Here is a 23,714-nt window from a genome sequence, read left to right on the forward strand (position 1 = left end):
ATTAAATAATTTTGCAATTGAAAGTTAACTAAAACTAATTATACACCAATAGTAAATTAATCTATGTTAACTCATTTTTAAAACTTGAAATTATTTATAAACTTGTAATTGTTTATTACTAAATTGCTATTTTTTTATTACCGACATCATAACTGCTTATACTAATTACTTTTAGTACATCAATTTAGCTTTATTAAAAAGGTGATCTCTATATTTTTGAAGATTAATATTTTTTCTAGCTACTCCAGTTTGTATTGCAGCATCAGCTACTAATGGCGGAATAGTGTAAATTAGCCTTGGATCAAATGGTGAAGGAAGAATGTAATCAAACCCATATTTCATTTTGCGCCCTAAATGAGCTTTAGTAACTGAATCTGGTACTGACTGAGTAGCAAGCAAAGCAATGCCCTTAGCTGCTGCTATTTTCATTGAATTATTTATTGTTGTTGCCATAACATCTAATGCTCCTCTGAAAATATAAGGAAACACTATTACATTATTTATCTGATTGCTAAAATCAGACCTTCCAGTAGCAACAATAGCATCTGAGCGCACAAATTTAACCTCATCAGGCATAATTTCAGGATCTGGATTAGCTAAAGCAAAAACAATTGGCTTATTAGCCATAGTAGCTAACATTTCTTGCGTCAAAGCACCTTTAACTGATAACCCTAAAAATAAATCAGCACCTAATATTGCTTCTTTAAGAGTCCTACACTTAGTATCAATAGCGTATTTTTCTTTCCATATGTTCATGCCATTAGTTCTGCCTTTAAAATTACGCCTTGGCTATCACATAATGTGATATTTTCTATACCTACAGACTTTAATAATGCTGCACAAGCAATGCCAGCAGCTCCAGCCCCGTTAATTATAACTTTTAAATTTTTTAAATTTTTTCGTCCTGTAAGATCGGCAGCATTAATAATTCCTGCTATAACTGCCACAGCTGTGCCATGTTGATCATCATGAAAAACTGGAATATCTATAAGTTCTTTTAGCTTATTTTCTATAATAAAGCACTCAGGAGCTTTAATGTCTTCCAAATTAATACCACCCCAATTATATTTAAGATATTTAATAAGCTTAATAATTTCATCAGGATCTTCAGTATCTACTTCAAGATCCATAGCATTAATATCAGCGAATTTTTTAAACAATGCTGCTTTACCTTCCATAACAGGCTTAGCAGCCGCAGCTCCTAAATTCCCTAATCCTAAAACTGCTGTACCATTTGAAATTACTGCAACTGAATTACCTCTAGATGTGTAATCATAAATTGTATTGATATCATTGAAAATTTTAATACAAGGCGCAGATACACCTGGAGAATAAGCTAAAGCTAAATCATGCTGCGTTGCTAGCGGCTTAGTAGCTACCATAGCTATTTTACCTGGAATATTATCCATTTTATGATATTCAAGGCTTAGCTTTGAGATTAGTGAATTATTTTTTAATAAATTATCTACCATAAAGATTTTTCAATTAATTTTAAGCAAAAATATACATAATGATAGATAAAGACAATAAAGAAAATACAGTAGTAAAGGTAATGATTGTTGCCATAGAATTAGGGTCACCATGTAATTGTTGAGACAGTAAATATGATGTACTAGCTGGTGGCAAGCAACTAAATAATATTCCAACTGCTCTTAAATCACCTGTAATATTGGCAATAAAAAATATTATTATAGTAATTAATGGCAAAATGACTAGTTTTGTGAGAAGCGCTATAATAATTTGCAGCATATGCTTAGTATTAAGATTAAATTGCAACCTAGCTCCAACACTCATTACTCCAATTGCTAATGCTGAATTAGACAATATATCAATGGTATTTTTAATACCAACATTGAGTACTATACCAAAGTAATTAAAAGTTAACCCTATCAAACTAGCAATAATTAGAGGATTGGCAGAAAAATTCTTTATTATCTTAAAAGGATCTGGCTTGATTTGATTATTATGGCTATTAGCATAAATACTAAAAATTAATACTGAAAGTATATTTGTATAAATAACCATATAAGCTGATACTATTGCTACAATAGACATTTTTTTGCTTCCAAAAAAACCATGGCTTAATGCTAGAAAAATATAATTATTAAATCTAATTGACCCCTGAAATATAGATGTAAAAATTCTTTTGCAGCCTTGAGTTTTTCTTCTATATATTATCAACATGATAGATACTATACCAATTGATAACATTAAAAGTAGAATCAATTTAAGCAAATCATGAGAACTAGTTTCTATTGCAGATGTGTGATTAAATAACACTAATGGAAATAGCAAAAAATAAGATAATTTTTCTAATCCACGCCAAAATTCTTCTGAACTAATCCAGGTTCGCTTGATAATAATTCCAAGCATTGCAATAATGAATATAGGCAGTATGCTTACAAATATATCATTCATTATTTAATGCTTATTATATGTAATTTAGTATGTTACATTATTTTAGTATAGCTACTTATTCTATGCAAATATTGTATAATGGCTAAACCTGAAAACTAATTATCTTTGCTATTACTTTCACATTTTTCTAGACAGAATCAATAAATTCATGTCTAGTTACCTTTGAGTTATATATTAACATAATATTTGCTGCTATGTAAATATTTTATTAAGTAATTTATGATTAGATCTATTTTTTTTACTATCATTTTAGTACTGGTGCTTATTGGAGCTACCAAGCGTAATAACACAGCAGAGTTTATCAAAGAAAAGCGTTTCCCAGTGTATAATTATAAATATATTCTTAAAGCACAACATAATGTCAGCCAAAATAACCTCGATGATGATTTTGATCAAGAGGATGAAGAATCAACAAATACAGCTGCTATTAATAGACAAATGTATAGGCAAATGCTAAACAAAGAAGCGCTAGAAGAAAATAAAGAAGGAAAATTATCAAGAAACCAATCTTGTAATTTTTCAAAAGGATATAAAGTTTCTAAAGTGTTACCTAATAAAATTATTCCTAATAGATTATTAGATCAAAATCTAAAAGCAGAATACTACAAAGAACAAGAAATAAAAGCTAATCGTTCAAATATAGATTTGAGCAATCTTAAAGATAAAATAGATAAGCTTGAGGAAGAATTGAAACTAGTCAAAATACAAGTAAAAAATCCTGAAACAACTTGCTTATGCAATAAAATAAGTAATACAAAAACAGAATTTGAAAATAAGATAGATCAAGAGTAAAATTTTTCTAACAAGTAGTCTCTAGTTTAGAATTGTAATTCATATTTCTAAATTACAGAGTATATAAATATGCTGTAATTCTAAGTAGAAAGTTTTTTTAGGTTAATAAAAACACTATATAGTCAATTATAGTTCTATCTTAATTTTACCTATGGTATGTATATATTCTATAAGTTTTTATATATTAAACCCTTTCTCTAGAATATATCAGATTCTTTTGCTAATAGAGTGGAGGTTTGAGATAAGAAACTCTGAGAACAAGGAATAACAGACATGATATAAAAGGAATAATCTTTTATATAAGAGAAAGATTACTATCTAGGCAGAAAGGATGTGTAGAAGATATGTTGCGATAGATAATCAGATATTTATAAATGCAGTAATATAGACATTTAGAACAGGATGACCTGTAAAGAAATGATAAGTTCTGCATTCGTTAAAACAACATAAAGCAAGAAATACGGAAATCAAACATCAAACAATTAGCCATACAAGATCAGCCTCAATAAAAGATACATACAGATAGATGCGCATGGTATAAATATCTACAAAAATTATAGAATTTAATGCATATTTCATCGAGATCATAAATATGTTCACCAATTGCTAGCTTAAACTATATATATCTCTCAATTGCAAAATAATACAGACTACTAAAAAATAGTTTTTAATATAGTCGAGTCGCTATAGAATCCAGAATATTGATAACTCTAGGCGAGTGTTAGAGCGTTAGCATTCCCTTGTCAAAACATTCTTAACTTATAAGCAACAGAGCTATGATCACCTAGTGAAATGAATATAATTCTAAATATTCATTAAATCCAGAGTATTTTTATTGAAATTAAGCAATAATTTGCCCCTCTTGTTCGATGCCTCACCTCAAACTTCCAGCCCTTGCCGATAAACTAAGCGAGTATATTTTCATAGTGATAATATATCAAAACACAACCTCTATTTTTTTAATAAAGAAAGGCTAGTTTCAAAGAGTATTTCTTTGAATCCTATACTTTACAGTCTTTCACAACTTGAAAAATTTTTAAGATTCACCAATGACTTGCTTCTTACAATATTGATTAGTACATGCAAAATAAAGATTTTCAAGATCATCATTAGAACAATACTCTAATATGTTTCTATAGATTTCTGCTGGTAATGTTGTAAATAAAGATTGTTCTTCAAATACAATTTTTCTATTAAATTTGTTGTTTTGTAATAATATTTCTAAAAGAAGGCATAACTTCTCACCCCTATATCTTGCTATCTCAATCTTCTCACGCATTGGGACTATATATATCTGAAATTTATTAATCAGATCATTAATCTTGATAATTGCATAATCCATATCATTATTCTTCTTAAGAACAATTCCTTCTTGTAGGCGAAATGTTGAGTCCAGCCAATTTTTTTGTAAAAGAAGATCTATTATCTTTACATTGCAAATATAAATATTTTTTAATTCTTGACTCTCTTGCAAAGTTTCTATAAGAGTAGTTATTTTACTTCTTGTTATATCATCAGCGGCAATTAGTTTCTCTTTTAATTTTAACTCCGCATTTTGTATAACCTCCGTGTACTCAGCAACATTCAGAATTAATGATTTAACTAAATCATTAGATTCTTGGCCATTAACAAATCTTTCAAAAACTATATCTAAATAAGTATTACCATTATAGCGAAACTAGTATAAAACAGTGAGTAATAATAAGATGCAATGAAATTAGTATGACGATAGATTTTAGAAAAAAGGCTATAAGGGAAAGAGAGAAAATGAGCTTTGAATGAGTATCAAAAGGTTTTGGAGAAAAGTATTTGTATGGAGTAAGATTGCCATTAAAAAATGAGCTCCAACAAAAATTTCTATTGATAAATTAAAAGAAGATGTGCCACAATATAGTGACGCATACCAATATGAAAGAGCTGAAGGAGTAAGTAAATCTGGTATACAAAAAGCATTAAAGAGATTGAACGTATAAAAAAAAACTGTACAACACCCGAAGGCAAAAGAAGAAGAGAGATTAGAATTTCAGGATAAGATAAAAAGGTATAAAGGAAAGGTTACTGTCTATGAAAGCGGTTTTATTGCTAGTGCTCCTAGAACTGACGGATATGAAGGCATGAGATGTTACGGAATGCATGATTGGCATCCGTCAAAAAGAACTATAGGAACATAATAAATCGCTGCTAACCGTATCAATTTTTGACTGCAATATTATTTAATGGTTGGGTAAAACATGATTTAATACCGAAATTACCTAATAATTCTGTAGTTGTGATGGAAAATGTAAGTTTTCATAAAAGCCCGTATTTAAAAACTATGCTAGAAAAAGAAGGGCATAGAGTATTTACCCCCTCCTGATTTAAATCCTATTGAAAAAAAATGGTTTCAAGCTAAATCTAGAAGAATGAAATATCATTGTGACGTAGACACTCTGTTCGAAAAGTATATAACATAACTATTTTATAGTGGTTCAGCTATATATCATGGTTATAATAGTTGCGCTGTTTTATTAATTAATGTATTATTAGATTTAACTTTAAGTTAGATACATTCATTCAATTTGAATGATTAGTTAGATTGGTATGTTTAACTAAAAAAGTTAATGCTGAAATCTATAAAAAGTAATCTTAGTTAATTTTAATAAGGAGTAAAGATAATGGGTATCGCTTCTGATTTGTCTCTTGCTATTCAACATGGTAATGTAGCTGCTGTGAACAGCATTATAAACAACAGTGCTAGTGTAATAAAGTATTGCTATGCCATTAGATTCTGACAGTAATACTGCATTACATTTAGCAGCTAAGTATCAAAAAACAGAAATTGTTAACCTTCTGTTAAGTTATAACGCTAATGTTGCATTAAAGAATAATCATGAAGATACTCCATTACATTTTGCTGTTAATAATAAGGATGCAGAGGTTGTCGAACAGATGTTGCAAAATCATACCAGCAGTGCTGCTATTAATTCGCAAAATACATATGGTCTTACTCCTTTACACTTAATATGTAAAAGGCCAGTTGTTGGCTCTGATAAAGATCTAACAGGGCTAATGAATACTGCACAGATCAAAATAGGCTGAACAGTTATTAGCAAATGGGGCCGATGCTAGTTTACAAGACGGCAATGGTAACACTCCTTTGCATTTTGCTGCAACGAGTTTTTACCATTTGGAACTAACAAAAGCATTATTAAGAAATCGGACTAGTGAAGATAGTATTGATTTACAAAATTCCAGTGGTAATACTGCATTACATTTAGCTATACAACGTGGTAGCACAGATGTAGCTAAGATGTTATTAAAACACGGTGCCTAATACTGAGTTAACAAATGTAGCTGGTGATTCTATTTTGCATTGCGCTGTAAGGGCTAGGCATCCAAATTTAAGTATTGTACAAGCTGTGTTGCCCTACATAAATGATGTTAATATACCAAATCATGATGGTGCTACGCCTTTACATTACGCAGCTGAAAAAATAATTGGTGGATCAGATGTTATTAGAGAACTATTAAATCATGGTGCTGATATTAATATGACAGATGCAGAGGAGGATACACCTCTGGCTGCAGCTATTAAATGTAGTGCGCTCATAAATATGAAATTAGAAAGTTCTGAATTATTAACTTCTCATATAGCTAAGTTAGAGCATAGCAATGCCAAAGTCAGCAATCATAACGGTTGGAGCAAAAATCTTAGCATGATACAACAGTCCCAAGAACTTAGTGAATATAGAAAGATGTGCAGCGAAGAAATTGAAAGACTGCAAGGTATCAAAGTTGGTGTAGAGGGAAAAAATATGTTTAGTACCTTTGTTGCTAGCAGTGATAAGAATACATTTGCAAAATATGCAAATCACCCTGCTGTTTTAGAGATGCATCTAAATGCTGAACAAAATTTTCCTATATATGGTTGTTGCCTTAAAGAACATATAACACAAGGAAGAGAGAGACAAAAGTTATTATGTGAGGCAATTGAATCAATTGATGGTGCAATAATAAGTGATAAAAAATCTGAGGATCGTTCTAAAGAAACTACACCATCTTGGGCTGATCTACCAAAGGAACTTAAGTTTAAGATACTAAAGCATCTGAGTAATGAAGATTTATCAAAAGTACAGCAAAGTAGTAGATTTAATGAGAAAAAACAACAACAAGAAACTTCAGATAGCAGAAGCTTGTGATATGTATGTTAGGTGTTAGTAAATCAATATATTTCTAACTCTGTTTTTGTGCCATTTTCTCTAAATATTCTAGTTAAACTAATAAATTCACATGATTAATGATGTCAACAACTTGTTAGCCGTTACAAAACTAAATAAGCCCCTAATGAAATAGTTTTAAATTATGAAAGATTAGATAGAGGTCTCAGAAAGAGAAATTGTAAAAAAATAGTTTAACAAAATGATTTACAAGGAGAATATCATAAAAAAAAGACATAACAACTCTATAACTAATTGAGATAACACAATAATTTTTCTATAGTTTTGTTACAAATTTTATTTTATCAGAATAAAGAAATTTGTGATAATGGAAAAGCTTTTGTATGTACTTATCATCTAATCAGAATTATATTTGCTGTTGCATGTTTTATTCTCTCTTTTATTATATTATTCAATATCATCAATCTTGCTAATCTTTGCTTTTTGGATACAATGCGCTTTTTTCGATAATTATATATTCTTATAGCTTATTGTTCCAAGTATTCAGTATATACTTTTTATGCAGCTCTTCTAATATCATCTCTTTTTTTTTATACACTTCTCATTTTCCTCTATATAATTCTTATGTCTTACTTCTCTCGGATCTATTCCTTTCGCCATTAATGCCTTGAATTCTCTTGCTATTTTTCTAGCGTCTCTAACTGATAAATCTGGATATGGCCCTATCTTTAGCCCCTATTTTTATATTTCTTATCTAAATAAACTTCTTCCTCTGTATGATGCTCTTAGAACAAGTCCACTTTCATCTGAATCTCTATTTTGTTTTTCCATTCTGAATTTCTATTTTACTTAGTGATTAAATTGAGGCCATAATTACCACACAATGTTATTAATCAATATTACACTTAGTTGTTGATCCATATTATGCTTTTTATTAATAGCATTTTTCTTGTACTAACTTGTTCATAATATATCTCTTGAAAATTACTTAGTTAATTTTGGATTGCTGTGTTTCCCAATCATCAGTTCAACTTCTGAATTTACAATTAGTGCAAAATTTCCTAAATTTTACTCTCCCTATTTTCTACATTTTACTTTAATTTTTTTTGTAATATTGATAAATATTGCAAATATAATTATGGTTAAAGTTGAAGATTAATTACAGCAATTAATAAAAATTGACATAAGTTAATAGTGGGTTCTATAAAGCGTGAAAGTTAATAAAAATCAACTGTCCTTCTCTTTTATATTTGATATTCTTTTGAAGAATTTTTATTAAGCAATGTTATTGCCATATAGCTTAGAGTATCTCTTTCTTCCTGAATTGATGGTTTTGGTATTTATATCTGTTAATTCTAATAACAATTTGTTGATAAAATATATGTTAAAAGCTCTACTTGACTTATGTTGAAATATAACTGCTTATGATATTAGTGGCTAAAATTCTTTTAGCTTTTTCTTTTGAACTAGCATTCTTTAACATCTTAAATTCTGAAAATATTTATTATTAGTGATCCAATATCTTTTCACAATTTTTAGCTGAAATTCATATATAATTTTCAAATAAATTTTTTTTATTATTTTTAAAGCTTAAATTTATAGTTAAATATCACCATTTTATAGTATTTAATTTTAAAATTAAATACTAAGGGTTTGATTTTTTTTATTTATCACACTATCATTTATCGATTTATTTCTACCAAAGATTGAACTTATGAACGAAAGCAATAGTAATCAAATTAAATATATAGTTGAGTTACTGCAATTCAAACAGTTTCATAAAGTAAGTTGTATAATGGAGGAATATGGAATTAATGTTTCACAGGTTCAACAGCAAGTTTCAGAAGATATTTTGACAGGTCTTAAGATCTTTCAGCAACATTGCAAAAAACTTTCACAATCTAATTACAGCAATCCAGTTACTACACTTTTTCAGGCTGGTAAACTAGAAGAAGCAAGATCATCTATAGGTGGACGGCATGTTGATACTGAAATTAGAAAAGCAATATCTGAAGGTAAATTTGAACTCACAAAATTTCTCATAGAATATGAAAATGAAGTAATTTTAGATTACGAATGCAGAAATGACGAAGGTGATACGATAATAGGGTTTAGATTAAGTCGCTGTAAGCAATATTTAGCAGAAATTAAAAACTTGCTGAATAAAACTGAAGTAACTTCTTCCGTAGTTATTAACACAGCTTGCGAGATATTAGATTATCTTCTAACAAAGTACAGTAGCTACATTCCTAATTTTATACATAACCCAGATGTTAGCTTACTAGCTCATTACTTTGCATCTAAGTCTTTTCCAGAATGTATGGCTGTATTAATACAGCATAGAATAAATATAAATTGTACAGATATAGACAACAATACACCACTAGATGTAGCAATTGAAAATCTAAAATATGATACAGCTAAACTACTAATACAAAATGGGGCTATTTGTTCACCAGTATTAATAAAACAATTGCCATTTGAGATGGCAGCTTTATTAAATACATATCAATTTTTTCAAAAGACTAACTATTTTTCAGATAAAACATTCATACCAGATCAAGTACTGGCAGATTCATTAAAAATAAGCAAATTTGTGCAAAATCCAACTTATGATCTTTGGCTTAAATTACAAAGTGATACAGATTATAATATTCGTTTAGCTCAAATAAGGTATGAAGTCAAAGTAAATCCAAAGTTGCTTTCAATTATAGAAGAACCCCCAACTCAATCAAGAAAAACACGTCAATCATCAGGTACTATATTTGATGAAGAAACAGATGATAATTTAGAACTAGAAATGATTGATTCCCAAAGCAGTAATGTAACAATGGAATTAGGAGGTGAGATTATGGAGCCTTTATTCAAAGACTATTACGAATAATGCATGCTAAAAAAAACTAATAGAGTTAAAGAAAAATCCTAAAATTATAACTTATTGTCATTATTAAGGCTATTAGTAGATATGAACTAAAAGTAGATTTTTTTTTCTTATTGTTGCTGTTTATATTTTTTTAATCAAAACTAAATGATTATAGAATAGTATCTGGCAAGATATGGTAACCACATAAGAATTGCACATGGTTGAGTACTTTTCTTCCAGGTAATTGTAATAATAATAGTTCTAAGAAATTTTCTTTACAGGATATCAATAATTTATTGTTATTGACTATTTTTACTGTTCCTGGCCGCAAAGTATGATTATCATTTATAATTTTAGCTTTTAAAACTTTAATACTATTATTGTTATGGGTAAAAAATGTACCTGGCCATGGGTTCATGCCTCTAATTTTACAATCTATAGTGTAGGCACTTTCATACCAGTTAATTTTGCTTTCTAATTTTGAAAGTTTATTTGCATAAGAAATTCCATCTAAAGATTGTGGAATATGTTGTAGTGAATTAATATTATTTAGCACTTCAACTATTAATTTAGCTCCAACTTTGGCACATTGATCATGTAGTTCACTGAAACAAATATCTTCAGCTAAAGGAAATTTTTGATATAATATTATGTCTCCAGTATCAATTCCTTGATCCATTTGAATAATACAAACAGCAGTTTCCTTTTCACCGTTAATAATAGTATGCTGTATTGGCGCAGCTCCACGACACTTAGGCAGCATAGATGGATGAATATTAATACATCCATATTGTTTCATTTTTAGAATTGATGAAGGAATTATTAAACCATAAGCTGCTACTACAATTATGTCAGCTTCTAAGTTTTCTATTAAATTTTGTATATCGTTATTTTTTAAACTATCTGGTGTATAAACAGGAATAGACAAAATATCAGCTAGCTCATGTATAGGAGATTTATGAATATTCAAGTTACGACCACGCTTCTTAGGTTTACGTGTAAAAACAGCTACTACCTCATGATGAGACGAAGCAATAGATTTTAATGAAGGAATAGCAAATTCTGAGCTTCCCATAAAAATTATTTTCATTAAACCTAAGCCATATTTGTAATTTTAGATAATTTTTTTAATGCAAAATTTCTTTTAAGAAGATAAATGATCAATTAATAAAATACCATCTAAATGATCTACTTCATGCTGAATAGCGCGTGCTAACCATCCGTCAGCATTAAGATCACTTAACTGATTATTATAATCAAGATAAGTTACCTGAATTTCATGATACCTATGGATTTCAATAATTTGCTTTGGTAATGATAAACATCCTTCTTTGCCTAGTACTGTTCGATTAGACCTAACCTTAATAACAGGATTAGCCATAAATAACGGGTATTTAAATTGGTTTTGAGTTATATTACTTTCTTCAATTTTAATTCCACTTAAGTCAAGAACTATAATTCTTTTTAATATTGCTACTTGTGGTGCCGCTAGTCCTACTCCATGATTATGATACATAGTTTCCAACATATCATCCATAAGCTTCCTAATACTATCATCAACTGTATTAACTGAAGATGACACTTTCTTTAGAATAGGATCAGGAGCAGTTATAAGAGATAATATAGACATAAAATACAAAACATTTTTTTTTTGCCATTATATGATAACAAGTAATAAAAGCAACTTCTTTTAAGAATTAAGTTTTTAAGTTATTTTTTAATAGTTAAAAACTTTTGTTTTATGGTTTTAATTCCACAAACATGAAATGCTACCTCAATATTATCATTTATAACTCTAATTACTGTACCTTGACCAAATTGTTTATGAATTACTTTTGCACCTGGAAAAAGTTCACTTAAGACTTCGGATTGAGAGTTGTTATGTATCATAGATGTTGCTACTGATAGTGATTTTTTAGAATAATGATTATTACTATCATAATGCTCCATTGAAGTAGTAATTAATGATATATCAGTAGGTATATCTAATAAAAATCTTGAAGGTTGAAGCTTTACAAATTCATTAAATATTCTTCTTTGATCAGCATAACTAATATATAAACTTTGTTTAGCTCTGGTAATTCCAACATAAGCTACTCTTCTTTCCTCCTCCAATGCTTTTTGATCTTCAGCAATTAATGACTTTTGATGAGGAAAAACTCCTTCTTCCCATCCAGGTAAAAATACTATATCAAATTCCAAACCTTTAGATGCATGTAAAGTCATTAAGCTAATTACATCATTACTTTTAGAGTTAATATTATCATCTTCTCGTTCCAAAAACAAACTAGCATGTTCTAAAAACTCTTCTATACTACTATAATCCAACATTGATCTAATCATTTCTTGAATATTTTCTATTCTGTTATTGCTTTGAGAAGACTTATCATCTTTTAGCATTTGCAAATAATTAGATTCTTTACAAACAATTTCAGTTACTTGAGCCGGAGTATACCCAGACTTATATAGAAAATGCCATTCTTTAAATTTATTAATTAGATTTTGTAATATTAGACCTAGCTGAGTTTTAAAAAGATTTTTACTTAATACCTGCTCAATTGCAGCAAATATTGAAATATTTTTCTGCTGAGCATATTCTTTAATAGTGTTTAATGTTGCTGGCCCAATAGATCTTTTTGGTATATTAATAATTCTAGTTAATGCTAGGTTATCATTGTGATTTATTACTACCCGTAAGTATGCTATTATATCTGCAATCTCCATTCTATCAAAAAATCTAAATCCTCCAATTACTTGATACTTTATATTATTGCAGAAAAATGATTCCTCTAAAATATGGGTTTGAGTACTAGATCTAACTAGTACGGCAATAGAAAGGCCAGGAGTTTTTAGCCTTTTTATTTCTGCACTAATAAACCTTGCTTCTTCACGATCATTATAACAATACACGATCTTTATTGGCGTATTAAGCGATTGAGTCGTCCATAATTTTTTATCATGACGATGTTTATTATTACAAATAATATTACTAGCTGCTGTTAGAATATTATTAGTGGATCGATAATTTTGCTCAAGTTTAATTATTTTAGCACCTTTAAAATCATCTTTAAACTTTAAAATATTTTCTATGTTTGCTCCTCGCCAACTGTAAATCGACTGATCGTCATCACCTACACAACATAAATTTTCATGAAGGTTTACTAAAGCTTTAGCCCAAAAATACTGAATACTGTTAGTATCCTGGTATTCATCAACAAATACATACTTAAATTTCTTTTGATAAAAATTTAGAAGATCAGGGTTTTCGTTGAAAATTTTCATGTTGTATAATAACAAATCTCCAAAATCAACTAAATTAGATTTTATTAACTCAGCCTGATAATATTGATAGAGTTGTTGTGCTACATAATGAATAGGAATACTACAGTTTATCTTTGACTGATTGCCAAGATCTTTCCATCTGCTTATTATTTCAACAATATCTTTCGGAGAATAATTTTTTATCGAAATTCCATTTCTTTCACAAAGTTGTTTTATTACTCTAACTTGCTCAGATTGATCTATAATTGTAAATGATGATGTTAACCCTACTAACTCAGCATGTGCTTTAAGAATTTTAGTAGCAATTGAATGAAAAGTACCAATCCAAACACCTTTAGCATTATTGGTTATTTCTGCAACACGAGCTTGCATTTCTATTGCAGCCTTATTAGTAAATGTTACTGCTAGAATTTCTTCAGGAGCTGCAATTAATTGATCAATAATATAAGCAATACGATAAGTTATTACTCTTGTTTTACCTGTTCCAGCTCCAGCTAACACTAGTAATGGTCCGTTAGTAGTTGTTACTGCTTCTCTTTGTTTTAAATTTAGGTTTAATAAATACTGGTTCATATTTTGCCATCAAGCATAAATTTTTACATATTGTTACACATACTAAAATGAATGTAATTAAAAATTATTAAATAATTCACCTCATTTTACAATTGAGTTTGATATAATATAATCTCCATATTAATTTGTAAAAACCAAATGGTTGAAGATTTTAAACTGGTGTTTTTTTTTTGGTTCAAAAAAATTGAAGCACTATAAAGCTTATTACAGCTGCTTAAAATGAAAGTTCATCTAAATATAGACCCTATTTATTCAACCATATACTTCATCTACCTTTTTTAGAACAGCTACAAATTATAATGCTAAAAAAGTGTACGTAGTTTAAAAGAATTTACTATATTTGGCTATACTTGAAAAAAGTAGGTATCAAATACTAAATACCAATAATAAAGAAGTAGAAAAAATTTTGATAATATCGAGTTTTTTGTATAGTGCGCTAGATAAGATTTCAATATCTTTTATCTCCTTCTATTGCACTATACTTTGCTGGAATGCAAAAGCTAAAAGCTAGCTTTTGCATATATTGTTCCGGTATGACTTATATACTTTTCAGCCATATAGATATCACAAGCAATACCTATCTCCATTATATTACGCTTAATAGATAATTTAGCACCTACATGGTAGAATGTTTTATGTAAGCATTTCTCATGTACTGTTATAACGTTAGGATTAAATGAAAATTGGTGATTTGGCAATTTCGCACCATCTTGGCAATCATATAAATTGTGATGAATATACCCATAGATTGCAGAAAGTACATTGTTACTTGTATTATTTGTAAATAACTGCTCTAAAGAAATACCAATTACTCCTTCCAATGTCTTATGACTTCTATCACCTATATTACTAGATGAACTACCTGTTGCCTTATTGATAGAAGTATTAAATTGTGAGTATTTAACACCTAAAGTTGGTACTAAAGTTAGCTTTTTTGTATTTTTCAATGGGTAAAAGTAATAACCTGCAGTAAAGCTACCATGATAACTATTACCTTGCCACAATGTTAACTCACTATTGTTAGTATTATCGCTAAACTTAGCAACATTTATCATTCCTCGAATAAATGTACTACTTTTAAATGAATACTGTCCATAGAAAGATAATAAGAAAACACTACTATCTATTTTTTCTATTCTGCTATCATCATATTTTGTATTAAATTTCGAATATGAAACTGCTGTACCAACAATAGTATTAGCATTTAAATATTTATCTGCTCCAATAGTAATACCACTAATATCTGTTTTATATCCCTGCATATGTTCATGTTTCTGCTGATTAACATTTGATAAAAAGACATCTGACCAAATATTCAATGATTGGTTACTAATATCAGATCCGGCTGACTTTACACTTGAGCCATCATCATGCTCTCTTGATACTTTAGACTCTACTATAGAAGCAACAGCATTCACTGCAGTCTTTACCCCGATTTTTAAGGCAGCATCAGAAGTTACCACCGGTAATATCAAAGCAGGAGATGCACTAGACTGTGATGAAGTTGGCTGCTCTATTACACTAAGTTGAAGCCGAGTTGGCATAGGTGGAAGAGGCGGGGCATAATGACCATCATCCCCATCACCAGAGGCATCATCACTAGCAGCTTCATCATCACTGTCAGCTCCACTACCACTAGCGGTACTATCATCTTCTTCTGTCTCAGTAGTAGATATACTACCTGTTTTTTCATCATCTTGAGACTGCTCATCATCCAACTTCATAAGCTTCAATACATCAACTTCACTTTCTGGAGTAGGTTTAGTACTATCGCCTTTTTGTTGTTCAACGAATCCATCAAAGCCAAATCTTAATTTTACTAAGCCGCCTTCATCAATATCAGGATTTAATGGCTTCCATCTACATTTATCATCACATAAATACACTAAGTCGTATAGATCTCCTTGTTGTGATTGATTACCACTAAATGCAACAGGGCTTAATACTGCCTTACGGGTAAGGTCCTTTTCAGAACCATTGCTATGCACAACAGAAAATACCAGCTTATTATCTGCACTCAAATGCTTGGAAGATATAACTACACAACCATTCCGTATAATACTTCCATTCTGGTCAACATCATAGCCAACATGAAATGTAGTAACCTGCTTTTTAGCTAACTTGTTAGGATTAGTACTGTGTGATTTTTGTGATTTATATCCTAACATTTTAATCTTATCACCCTCCAGAGTTAATGAACTTTTGCTAAGAGAAATATCCGCATTACCAATATCAATTACACCAGGTATGTGATCAGATTGAGTTATTTTAGTATCTCGTGTAATTATTAATCTACCTTTAGTTTTACCTGGGTTAATAACACAATTATTTGTATATATTGTTCCGCCAAAACTAACTACAGGCTTCTTTTCAGCACTTTTTGGTAGTATAGTAACACTCTCTACTGTCCCTAACGTACATCCAATATTAGCACTTATATCACCTTTACTCATTATAACTTGTGTACCACTACCATCTAGACCGTCAAGTTGTATACTTGTATTCCAAGTAGTTGCGCTATTAAATGTAACAGTACTATTTTTGTTTAACAAAATTTCCCTTACACTGGCTACAAAACCAGCTGTATGAGAACCAAAAACGTTTCCATCAGACGTAAAAGATGAACCGTCTTGTAGCTGTATACGGCCTAAAGCAGCCGCTTGATGTCCAATATGACCACTATGAGTTAATGCACAACCTTTATCTACTACTATACTTCCTCCAGAACTACCAGGTACACTTATATTAGCAGCAATATTTGCACTTTTTCCAGAGACAACCATCATATCCTGCATATTAAAAAAAATCACACTACCAGCATGTATATTAGTACTAGATGCTGTTTTGTCATGAGTAATAAAGACTTTATTGCAAGGCACTATCCCATCAGAAGTAATATTATGTTGCGGCAATACTATACTATGTAATGGCTTTTCTCTTGTTCCAGCTGTATTGCACAAAAGTTCGCATTGATACACCCCACCAGAAGAACTAGGGCTACCTTCAACAATCACTCTCCCAACTAATGGCATAGATGGATATATACTTCCCAAATATGCTGTACCATTTAATAATAACATTGGATTTTCAGTGTTATCCTGTACTTTCATCTTCAGCTTGTGAGCATATATGTTTCCTAGAACATTTAATGTCGTTGACCTATTCAGACTTACTTTTGTTATTGGCTTTTGAGGTGTTGCAATAGATCCATGTACATTATACTTTATTGGTCTTGTTGATAGATTATCAAAAATCATCTTTGCTGACCTTGATGTATCTGAAGCTACAGCTGCATGGATATTAACTTCATCCACACCACCTGCTGGATTAAAAAATAACTTTCCATTTAGGACATTTATTTTAACAGGCTCACCTGGGCTACCTATTTTTGCACAAGCAATTCTGCTGTTTGAGCCACTAGAATTTATAATTGTATCCTGACCTGCTATATTAGCAGCAAGACTTGATTGTAAATTTAAAGCTCCTGGTGCTGCTACTGCAAAACTTGTTGGACTGTTAACTCTCAGTTCTTTTAAAACACTAGTACCAGGTACTGTTAATTCTAGTGGGGCTTTAACAGCTAAACTTCCAGTAATAATTAGATCAGTAGGTAGTGATGTGGGTTTTGAGGTATAAAAAGGCCCATATCCACCTATAGTTGCATTTATTGCACCTTCAACTATACCTGGATCAGAGGAAGCTACAGAATTTAATACAGAAAGATCAAAAGGCGAGCTTTCTGGACTAAAAAATATTGATACGGCGCGTCTTACACGCTCAGATGTGCGTCGTCTTGAACGTTCTGTATCTGACTCTGAACCTGATAGCTCAGGTGCTGATACACTTGTACGGATACCAGAAACAAGACTGCTCTGCGGCTGCGATGTGTTGTTTATAACTACTAATGGTCTACGTATTCCTAGGTTTAAGCGTCTAATTTTCTTAAATGGCTTAGCAGGAAGATATAAAACCATGTTGTCAGCACAAACTTCAATATCAAATACATGAGGATCACCTTTCAAGTCCTCAATATACACATTACCACTATCAAAAATCCGAACTGGCTGCGCTCCATTTCCTGGATTTTGTTGAACCACTATAGATTGTGTATGAAGATCTCTTAATACAATTGGTGTTCTTGCTATTCCTGGTGTTGTTTGAGGAGATAAAAAACCCAAAATACTCCTTCTGTTTCCTCTGCCTCCTCTATCATCATCAGCGCCACCTCCAGCAGCAGTACCTCCAGCAGCAGTACCTCCAGCAGCGCCACCTCCAGCAGCACCATCTTCAGTAGTCCCACCTCCAGCAGCGCCACCTCCAGCAGCACCATCTTCAGTAGTCCCACCTCCAGCAGTAGTACCTCCAGTAGCATCATCTCCAGTAGTACCACCTTCAGTAGTCTCACCTTCAGCAGTAGTACCTCCAGTAGCATCATCTCCAGTAGTACCACCTCCAGCAGCACCACCTTCAGTTCCTTCAGCAGCTGGACTATCTGAATTAACTACTTCAGATGTTTCACTATTACCTTGTGTTCCTTCTCCTTCAGCAGTACCACTACCCGTATTTTCATTTGTTTCACCTGCATTGGTATCTACAGTATTATTATTTGATGTAGCTGCTGATGGCTCTTTATCAGCTGCATACATATTTGTAATAGTACCGAGAGTAAATAAAGTTGTAAAAAAAATTAGCGATATATTTTTTGAATTTTTCATCAATAGATTCCTACTTATCTTTGTAAAAAATTTAGGCTATGTATACTTTTAATGGTTATTTAAGTATAGCAATCAACCGATAGTTTAGATGTTTCTATAGTAATTTACAAGAGGATAAGAATTCTGCAATTTTAACTTGTATTAATATTTTTCATATCCATAGGAATCTAATTTTATATAAAATGAGTGATATTCTTGAGTAACAAAAGTGTTGCTATCTAAATTAGAATGACTATTGTAAGTAAATTTAAGTTTAAAAATATAATATAGCAAGTTGAAGTTTTTTATAAAATTATATCAAACAAATGTGTTAATATGGTTGGTTATTAATGTGGTAAAAATACAGCTTTAGATAGAAACTATACAACTCATTGCATGAAATTTACTAATATTATATACCTCTAGTAAATAAATAGCTAGTAAAGATATATTAAGATAAAATGAAGTATAGTACTTTAAAGAGATGTAAAGATTCATTTCAAGAGAGATATATAGCAACAATTTGCAATAGAAAACAATATTACTTTACAATAAGGGAGAAGTATCAGAAATTTTATTATTAAGCCATGAGTGAGTAAGGAAACACCTAGAAAGTATTACTGAAAATTAGCTCCAAGGAATGGGGAAAGCATATCAGATCTATAGTTTCTATAAACAAAACTAATATTACATATATATAATAACTATGTTTATGCTATAGATGATAGGGCTCCTGTTTCTGAATTAATCAAGCATAATACTGGTTTATTATTTTAACACACTGTTCTGTCTAAATGGGTTTCATTGATATATTTATCTTACCATAACTGCTTATTGCTTTAAGCCTACTAAACCTTCTATTAATCTCACCTTAATCAAAAACTGAGGTTAAGATATATTTAAACATTAAACTGTATTACACAATATTCTTATCAAATCCGTAAAGATGCCATTTTTGAGTTATAGCATCAATTAAACTCTGCGGCATAGCTATTTTTTCACCCCATTTTCTTGTAGTTTCGGGATATATTTTATTAGTAGCATCAATACCCATTTTACTACCTAAACCAGAACTTGGAGAAGCAAAATCTAAGTAGTCAATAGGAGTATTATTAATCATAATAGTATCTCTTTTTGGATCAGTTCTAGTTGATATTGCCCACATTACTTCTTGCCAATTACGTATGTTAATATCATTATCTACTACAATAACATATTTAGTATAGATAAATTGTCGTAAAAAAGACCAAACTCCCATCATGATTCGTTGAGCCTGACCTGGATAATCTTTTTTAATACTCACAATTGCAATTCGGTATGAACATCCTTCAGGAGGAAGCCAAAAATCACAAATTTCGGGAAACTGTTTTTGAATTAAAGGGATAACAATTTCATTTAAAGCTTCACCAATCACCGATGGCTCATCTGGAGGTTTTCCAGTATAAGTCGTTAAATATATAGGATTAGGCCTCATAGTAATAGCATTAATAGTAAAAACTGGAAATTTATCTACCTCATTATAGTAGCCAGTATGATCTCCAAAAGGCCCTTCATTTTGATAATCATCAAAGCTAACTTCTCCTTCTAAGATTATTTCTGCTTCAGCTGGCACTTTGAGGTCAACAGTTAAACAATTAACTAAATTGGTATTACTTCCTCTCAACAAGCTAGCAAAGTCATACTCTGAAATATTTTCTGGTAATGGCATAACAGCAGCTAAAATTGTTGCTGGATCAGCTCCAATAACAGCGGCAGCTGGAAAGGACTTATGTTTTGTAGTTTTAAACCATCTTAAGTATTGCTGTGATCCTCCCCTAAGCTTAAGCCATCGCATTAATAATTTATTTTTTCCTATTAGCTGCAATCTGTATACCCCTAAATTGAATCGGTCGACTTGAGCAGATGTTGGACCCTTTGTAACTATTAAAGGCCAAGTAATTAATGGAGCAACATCATTAGGCCAACATTTTTGAATTGGTAATGAATATAGATCTACTTCTTTATCTTTTATTACTATTGCTTGGCATGCTCCGATTGACAGAGTTTTAGGAGGCATATTAATAACTTTTTTAGCAATTGGTAGTAATTTCAAAATTTCTTTGAACGATGATGGAGGATTTGGCTGTCTTAAAAAAGCCAGTAAATTTCCAATTTCTTTAAAAGAAGAAATATTGCCACCTAATCCTAATGCTATTCTTTCCATAGTACCAAATAGATTAGATACTACTGGATACTGATACTTATTTCCATGATCATCTAGTACATTGCTGAAAAATAGCGCTGGACCTTTACTGTTAAATACTCTACGACTAATTTCGGTAATTTCAAGAGTTGCAAACACAGGCTCAGAGATATGATGTAATAAATTCTTTGTTCGTAGTAATTCTAAAAACTGCTGAAAATTTTTATATGCCATAACATTCAAATTTTACTATAAATATTAACTATTTTATACATTAATTTAACTTAATTTGCTTAATTATTCTCCCTAGTTTTTCAGTTTAAAATAAAATTCTGTATAAAATATATTACTAAATTTTAAAACATTGTTAATATCGCTTTTAGCACTGTAAATATGCTAGTTACCTAATGTTTTAGAATATATTTCGCATAAAAAAAGTATAACAGAATTAATACATTAAATGTTTATTTTTTTATTATCATCTCTATGCTTTTCTCCTAAAAAAAACTGAGTTTAAGGCTAGAAAGGATTAGGTATAATATTTAGAGATGTAAAGTAAGATCAGAATTTGTATAATTATAAATAGCTCATATAAAAATATTTAAAGTTTTTACAAGGAAACTAATGATATAATAATACTATTTTAAGATTTCTAGAAATCTTAATATTCTAGGTCTTCTAATATCTATTGCATTGATTACTACTTTTAATAAAATCATTAACAAAATAAGTATAAGATTGTTATATCTTCTTTATGGTTCTTAAACAGAGAGATACAAACAGATTTGTTGCGTTAAACTTAGTTACTTTTACAGATAAGATTAGTAACTATTTTGTACTAAAGTGCAATAGAAAGTTTACCAAAACTACTAATCTGAATAGGAAAATTTAAGTATTAAAAATAGCTTATTTTAAAATTTGAATTTTTTACTCAGCATTACTAATACATATTACTAATTTTTTTTAGATTTTTCTTAAATGATTGTACCTTCTTTAGATAATCTTGAGCTTCAAACGATAGCTTATTGTAAAGAATCTGCTTTTCTTGGTTAATTTTATGTAATTGAGCACGATAATCACTGATTTCAGTACGAACGTTTTCTGGTACAGTGCGTACATATGCTTTATATTCTTCTAAGATTTTGGTAATATTATCACTGCTACTACTATTATGCTGATTTTCTATAATCTCATTATTTTGTGTTTGCGGTATAGAGTTAGCTAAAACTGATGAAACTAAAAAACTGCTAACTATTAATCCAACTAAAAATTTGTGCACTGTATTATTCAAAAATGTTTAAATACTTACTAGTATAGCAAATAAGCTAGTCGCTGTATATCTTATTTACAATTCTGTTTGCAAAATTTTTTTGATAAGAAAAAATATAAACCTCAGTTTTAGATTAAAAAGAATTAGATAGAGGACTTAGAGAAATAAAAAAATAGTTTAATAAAGAGATACCCTATGAATAAGAGTAAAAAAAATTTATAAAACAGTCAAAGATGTAGCAAACATATATTGTTCTATTGATGATTTTGTTAAAATTAGCAATCAATGGGTTAATAGTTCATATTTATCCAATAACACTAGAAATCCCATCAGAACATCTGGAATAAGCTATTTAGAGATTATAACAATAGTATTATTATACTATCATTCTATTTGTATAAAAACTTTAAACATTTTTAGCTGTCTGTATATTTAAAATATCTTTTGAAATAAAGTATTTGATAATATTATTTAGCTTTTAGCAAAACTAGTAAAGACAGTTTTGGGGAAAATTAAATTCGTTAATTTATTAATTGGATCAAGCACTTTAACTAATTAAAGGAAATATAAATGATAGAACTATATCTCTTAACCAAGTATTAGTTTGTTATTTGGTAACAAAGGCTATTAAACACTGTATTCAGTATATTAAAAGTTTTTTCAGAAGTTTAAGCTATATCATAGAATACTTTAGTTGCTTATTGCCTTAAGCCTGCTAATGGCTTATATTAATTTTAAAATCTTGATTCTAAAAAAAGATGTTAATTGTAGGTGTTATACAGCTTTATAGATTAAGGAAAACTAACTTTGCTGCTTCATTATGCAGAGGGGTTAGCTTTTCTCAGAAAAGAAAGCCTCTCTAAGTATTTATAAACAAAATCTATACAGCTTATAGAGATATAAAATAAACAACTAACAGCTATAATACTACAAAAATATATTTTTAATACTCCAGGTAAAGTAAAGACATTATCACTTAACACTTAACGCTACAATAAGGGTTTGAGGTGCAAAAAAGGTATATAAAGTTGGTATACTCATCATATGTTCGTAAAAAAAATAAAAAATTTTAAAAAAATTTAAAATAATTTTTTAAAAAATTTCTGCTATAGCTGAAATCTAGGAGATGATTTATGAAATCTATAGTTAGAACATGTGCAATAAATAGTTACGGAATTGACAAAAACTATGATGGTTATGGTGGGAATAATGACACAATTTTTTATCGTTTTATTGGAAATTTTATTCCCTCAGAATGGAGAAAGTTAACCGGAGATAATGGAAAAACCTTAAGTAAAACCTCTAAACAACTCTTATCATTGATAGTATATAGGCTACAGATCTATTACAATAAAGATATAGAGGAATTACAGGAGAATTATTACTTTTATGAAGAGTCATTAGGACTTCAGCACAGAAGGGTTAGGCAATGCCTAGTAGAATTAAGAGATGCAGGTTTTATTGAACTTAATAATAAAAAATA

Annotated in this window: 14 protein-coding genes and 4 pseudogenes; 8 read left to right on the top strand and 10 right to left on the bottom strand. The window is 30.0% G+C overall.

Going from position 1 to position 23,714, the window contains the following annotated elements:
- Positions 1 to 198: 198 nt before the first annotated feature.
- Positions 199 to 1,472: pseudogene (locus OCHUTO_RS05160) on the bottom strand (malic enzyme-like NAD(P)-binding protein); the annotation flags it as partial.
- Positions 1,473 to 1,491: 19 nt separating this feature from the next.
- Positions 1,492 to 2,418: an AEC family transporter gene (locus OCHUTO_RS02410; RefSeq protein ID WP_045797250.1), complete on the bottom strand. Its 927-nt coding sequence runs from the start codon at positions 2,416 to 2,418 to the stop codon at positions 1,492 to 1,494.
- Positions 2,419 to 2,637: 219 nt separating this feature from the next.
- Between OCHUTO_RS02410 and OCHUTO_RS02415 the strand changes: the two genes are divergently transcribed.
- The gene (locus tag OCHUTO_RS02415; RefSeq protein ID WP_045797251.1) at positions 2,638 to 3,210 is read left to right on the top strand and encodes a hypothetical protein; all 573 of its coding nucleotides are present in this window, start codon (positions 2,638 to 2,640) and stop codon (positions 3,208 to 3,210) included.
- A 1,036-nt stretch (positions 3,211 to 4,246) separates the two neighbouring features.
- On the opposite strand, the gene OCHUTO_RS02420 is transcribed toward OCHUTO_RS02415, so the two are convergent.
- Positions 4,247 to 4,684, bottom strand: a complete 438-nt coding sequence (locus tag OCHUTO_RS02420) for a PRANC domain-containing protein (RefSeq protein WP_045797252.1) — start codon at positions 4,682 to 4,684, stop codon at positions 4,247 to 4,249.
- Positions 4,685 to 5,090: 406 nt separating this feature from the next.
- Between OCHUTO_RS02420 and OCHUTO_RS05760 the strand changes: the two genes are divergently transcribed.
- The 5 genes and pseudogenes from OCHUTO_RS05760 to OCHUTO_RS02435 all read left to right on the top strand — a co-directional run bounded on the left by OCHUTO_RS05760 (position 5,091) and on the right by OCHUTO_RS02435 (position 7,388).
- Positions 5,091 to 5,183 (top strand): hypothetical protein, encoded by a 93-nt coding sequence (locus OCHUTO_RS05760; protein WP_198139653.1) that lies wholly within the window; start codon positions 5,091 to 5,093, stop codon positions 5,181 to 5,183.
- A 224-nt stretch (positions 5,184 to 5,407) separates the two neighbouring features.
- Positions 5,408 to 5,566: a hypothetical protein gene (locus OCHUTO_RS05985; RefSeq protein ID WP_198139654.1), complete on the top strand. Its 159-nt coding sequence runs from the start codon at positions 5,408 to 5,410 to the stop codon at positions 5,564 to 5,566.
- A gap of 398 nt (positions 5,567 to 5,964) precedes the next feature.
- Complete coding sequence (locus tag OCHUTO_RS02430; protein WP_045797253.1) at positions 5,965 to 6,288, top strand: ankyrin repeat domain-containing protein; 324 nt, start codon at positions 5,965 to 5,967, stop codon at positions 6,286 to 6,288.
- A 16-nt stretch (positions 6,289 to 6,304) separates the two neighbouring features.
- A pseudogene (locus OCHUTO_RS06345) lies at positions 6,305 to 6,523 on the top strand (ankyrin repeat domain-containing protein); the annotation flags it as partial.
- Entirely contained in the window at positions 6,516 to 7,388 is an 873-nt protein-coding gene (locus tag OCHUTO_RS02435; protein ID WP_045797254.1) for a PRANC domain-containing protein, read from the top strand. The pseudogene OCHUTO_RS06345 and the gene OCHUTO_RS02435, both read left to right, overlap by 8 nt.
- Before the next feature lie 555 nt (positions 7,389 to 7,943).
- Here the strand turns inward: OCHUTO_RS02435 and OCHUTO_RS07075 are convergent.
- Complete coding sequence (locus OCHUTO_RS07075) at positions 7,944 to 8,093, bottom strand: Arm DNA-binding domain-containing protein (protein ID WP_084215348.1); 150 nt, start codon at positions 8,091 to 8,093, stop codon at positions 7,944 to 7,946.
- Between the two features lie 988 nt (positions 8,094 to 9,081).
- Between OCHUTO_RS07075 and OCHUTO_RS02440 the strand changes: the two genes are divergently transcribed.
- The gene (locus OCHUTO_RS02440) at positions 9,082 to 10,251 is read left to right on the top strand and encodes an ankyrin repeat domain-containing protein (RefSeq protein WP_045797255.1); all 1,170 of its coding nucleotides are present in this window, start codon (positions 9,082 to 9,084) and stop codon (positions 10,249 to 10,251) included.
- A 148-nt stretch (positions 10,252 to 10,399) separates the two neighbouring features.
- Here the strand turns inward: OCHUTO_RS02440 and fmt are convergent, their stop codons facing one another.
- The 6 genes and pseudogenes from fmt to OCHUTO_RS02470 all read right to left on the bottom strand — a co-directional run bounded on the left by fmt (position 10,400) and on the right by OCHUTO_RS02470 (position 22,252).
- The gene (gene fmt, locus OCHUTO_RS02445; RefSeq protein WP_045797256.1) at positions 10,400 to 11,320 is read right to left on the bottom strand and encodes a methionyl-tRNA formyltransferase; all 921 of its coding nucleotides are present in this window, start codon (positions 11,318 to 11,320) and stop codon (positions 10,400 to 10,402) included.
- Between the two features lie 5 nt (positions 11,321 to 11,325).
- Positions 11,326 to 11,860, bottom strand: a pseudogene (gene def, locus OCHUTO_RS02450) (peptide deformylase).
- Positions 11,861 to 11,940: 80 nt separating this feature from the next.
- Positions 11,941 to 14,085, bottom strand: a complete 2,145-nt coding sequence (locus OCHUTO_RS02455) for an ATP-dependent helicase (protein ID WP_045797257.1) — start codon at positions 14,083 to 14,085, stop codon at positions 11,941 to 11,943.
- Positions 14,086 to 14,585: 500 nt separating this feature from the next.
- On the bottom strand, positions 14,586 to 18,800 hold the full coding sequence (locus OCHUTO_RS02460; RefSeq protein ID WP_045797258.1) for an autotransporter outer membrane beta-barrel domain-containing protein: 4,215 nt from the start codon (positions 18,798 to 18,800) through the stop codon (positions 14,586 to 14,588).
- Between the two features lie 895 nt (positions 18,801 to 19,695).
- Positions 19,696 to 21,195 carry a UbiD family decarboxylase gene (locus OCHUTO_RS02465; RefSeq protein ID WP_045797259.1) on the bottom strand — a complete coding sequence of 500 codons (1,500 nt, stop codon included), beginning with the start codon at positions 21,193 to 21,195 and terminating at the stop codon, positions 19,696 to 19,698.
- Between the two features lie 706 nt (positions 21,196 to 21,901).
- Positions 21,902 to 22,252, bottom strand: a complete 351-nt coding sequence (locus OCHUTO_RS02470) for a hypothetical protein (protein WP_232296945.1) — start codon at positions 22,250 to 22,252, stop codon at positions 21,902 to 21,904.
- 1,112 nt (positions 22,253 to 23,364) lie between these two features.
- On the opposite strand from OCHUTO_RS02470, the pseudogene OCHUTO_RS02475 reads away from it, so the two are divergent.
- Positions 23,365 to 23,714: pseudogene (locus OCHUTO_RS02475) on the top strand (hypothetical protein); the annotation flags it as partial.

This window comes from Orientia chuto str. Dubai, assembly GCF_000964595.1.
GTDB classification, from domain to species: domain Bacteria; phylum Pseudomonadota; class Alphaproteobacteria; order Rickettsiales; family Rickettsiaceae; genus Orientia; species Orientia mediorientalis.

Coding starts and splice junctions, on each gene's coding strand:
- OCHUTO_RS02455 (WP_045797257.1), bottom strand. CDS start 14,085: ATGAACCAGTATTTATTAAACCTAAATTTAAAACAAAGAGAAGCAGTA.
- OCHUTO_RS02410 (WP_045797250.1), bottom strand. CDS start 2,418: ATGAATGATATATTTGTAAGCATACTGCCTATATTCATTATTGCAATG.
- fmt (WP_045797256.1), bottom strand. CDS start 11,320: ATGAAAATAATTTTTATGGGAAGCTCAGAATTTGCTATTCCTTCATTA.
- OCHUTO_RS02440 (WP_045797255.1), top strand. CDS start 9,082: ATGAACGAAAGCAATAGTAATCAAATTAAATATATAGTTGAGTTACTG.
- OCHUTO_RS02430 (WP_045797253.1), top strand. CDS start 5,965: ATGCCATTAGATTCTGACAGTAATACTGCATTACATTTAGCAGCTAAG.
- OCHUTO_RS02415 (WP_045797251.1), top strand. CDS start 2,638: ATGATTAGATCTATTTTTTTTACTATCATTTTAGTACTGGTGCTTATT.
- OCHUTO_RS02465 (WP_045797259.1), bottom strand. CDS start 21,195: ATGGCATATAAAAATTTTCAGCAGTTTTTAGAATTACTACGAACAAAG.
- OCHUTO_RS02460 (WP_045797258.1), bottom strand. CDS start 18,800: ATGAAAAATTCAAAAAATATATCGCTAATTTTTTTTACAACTTTATTT.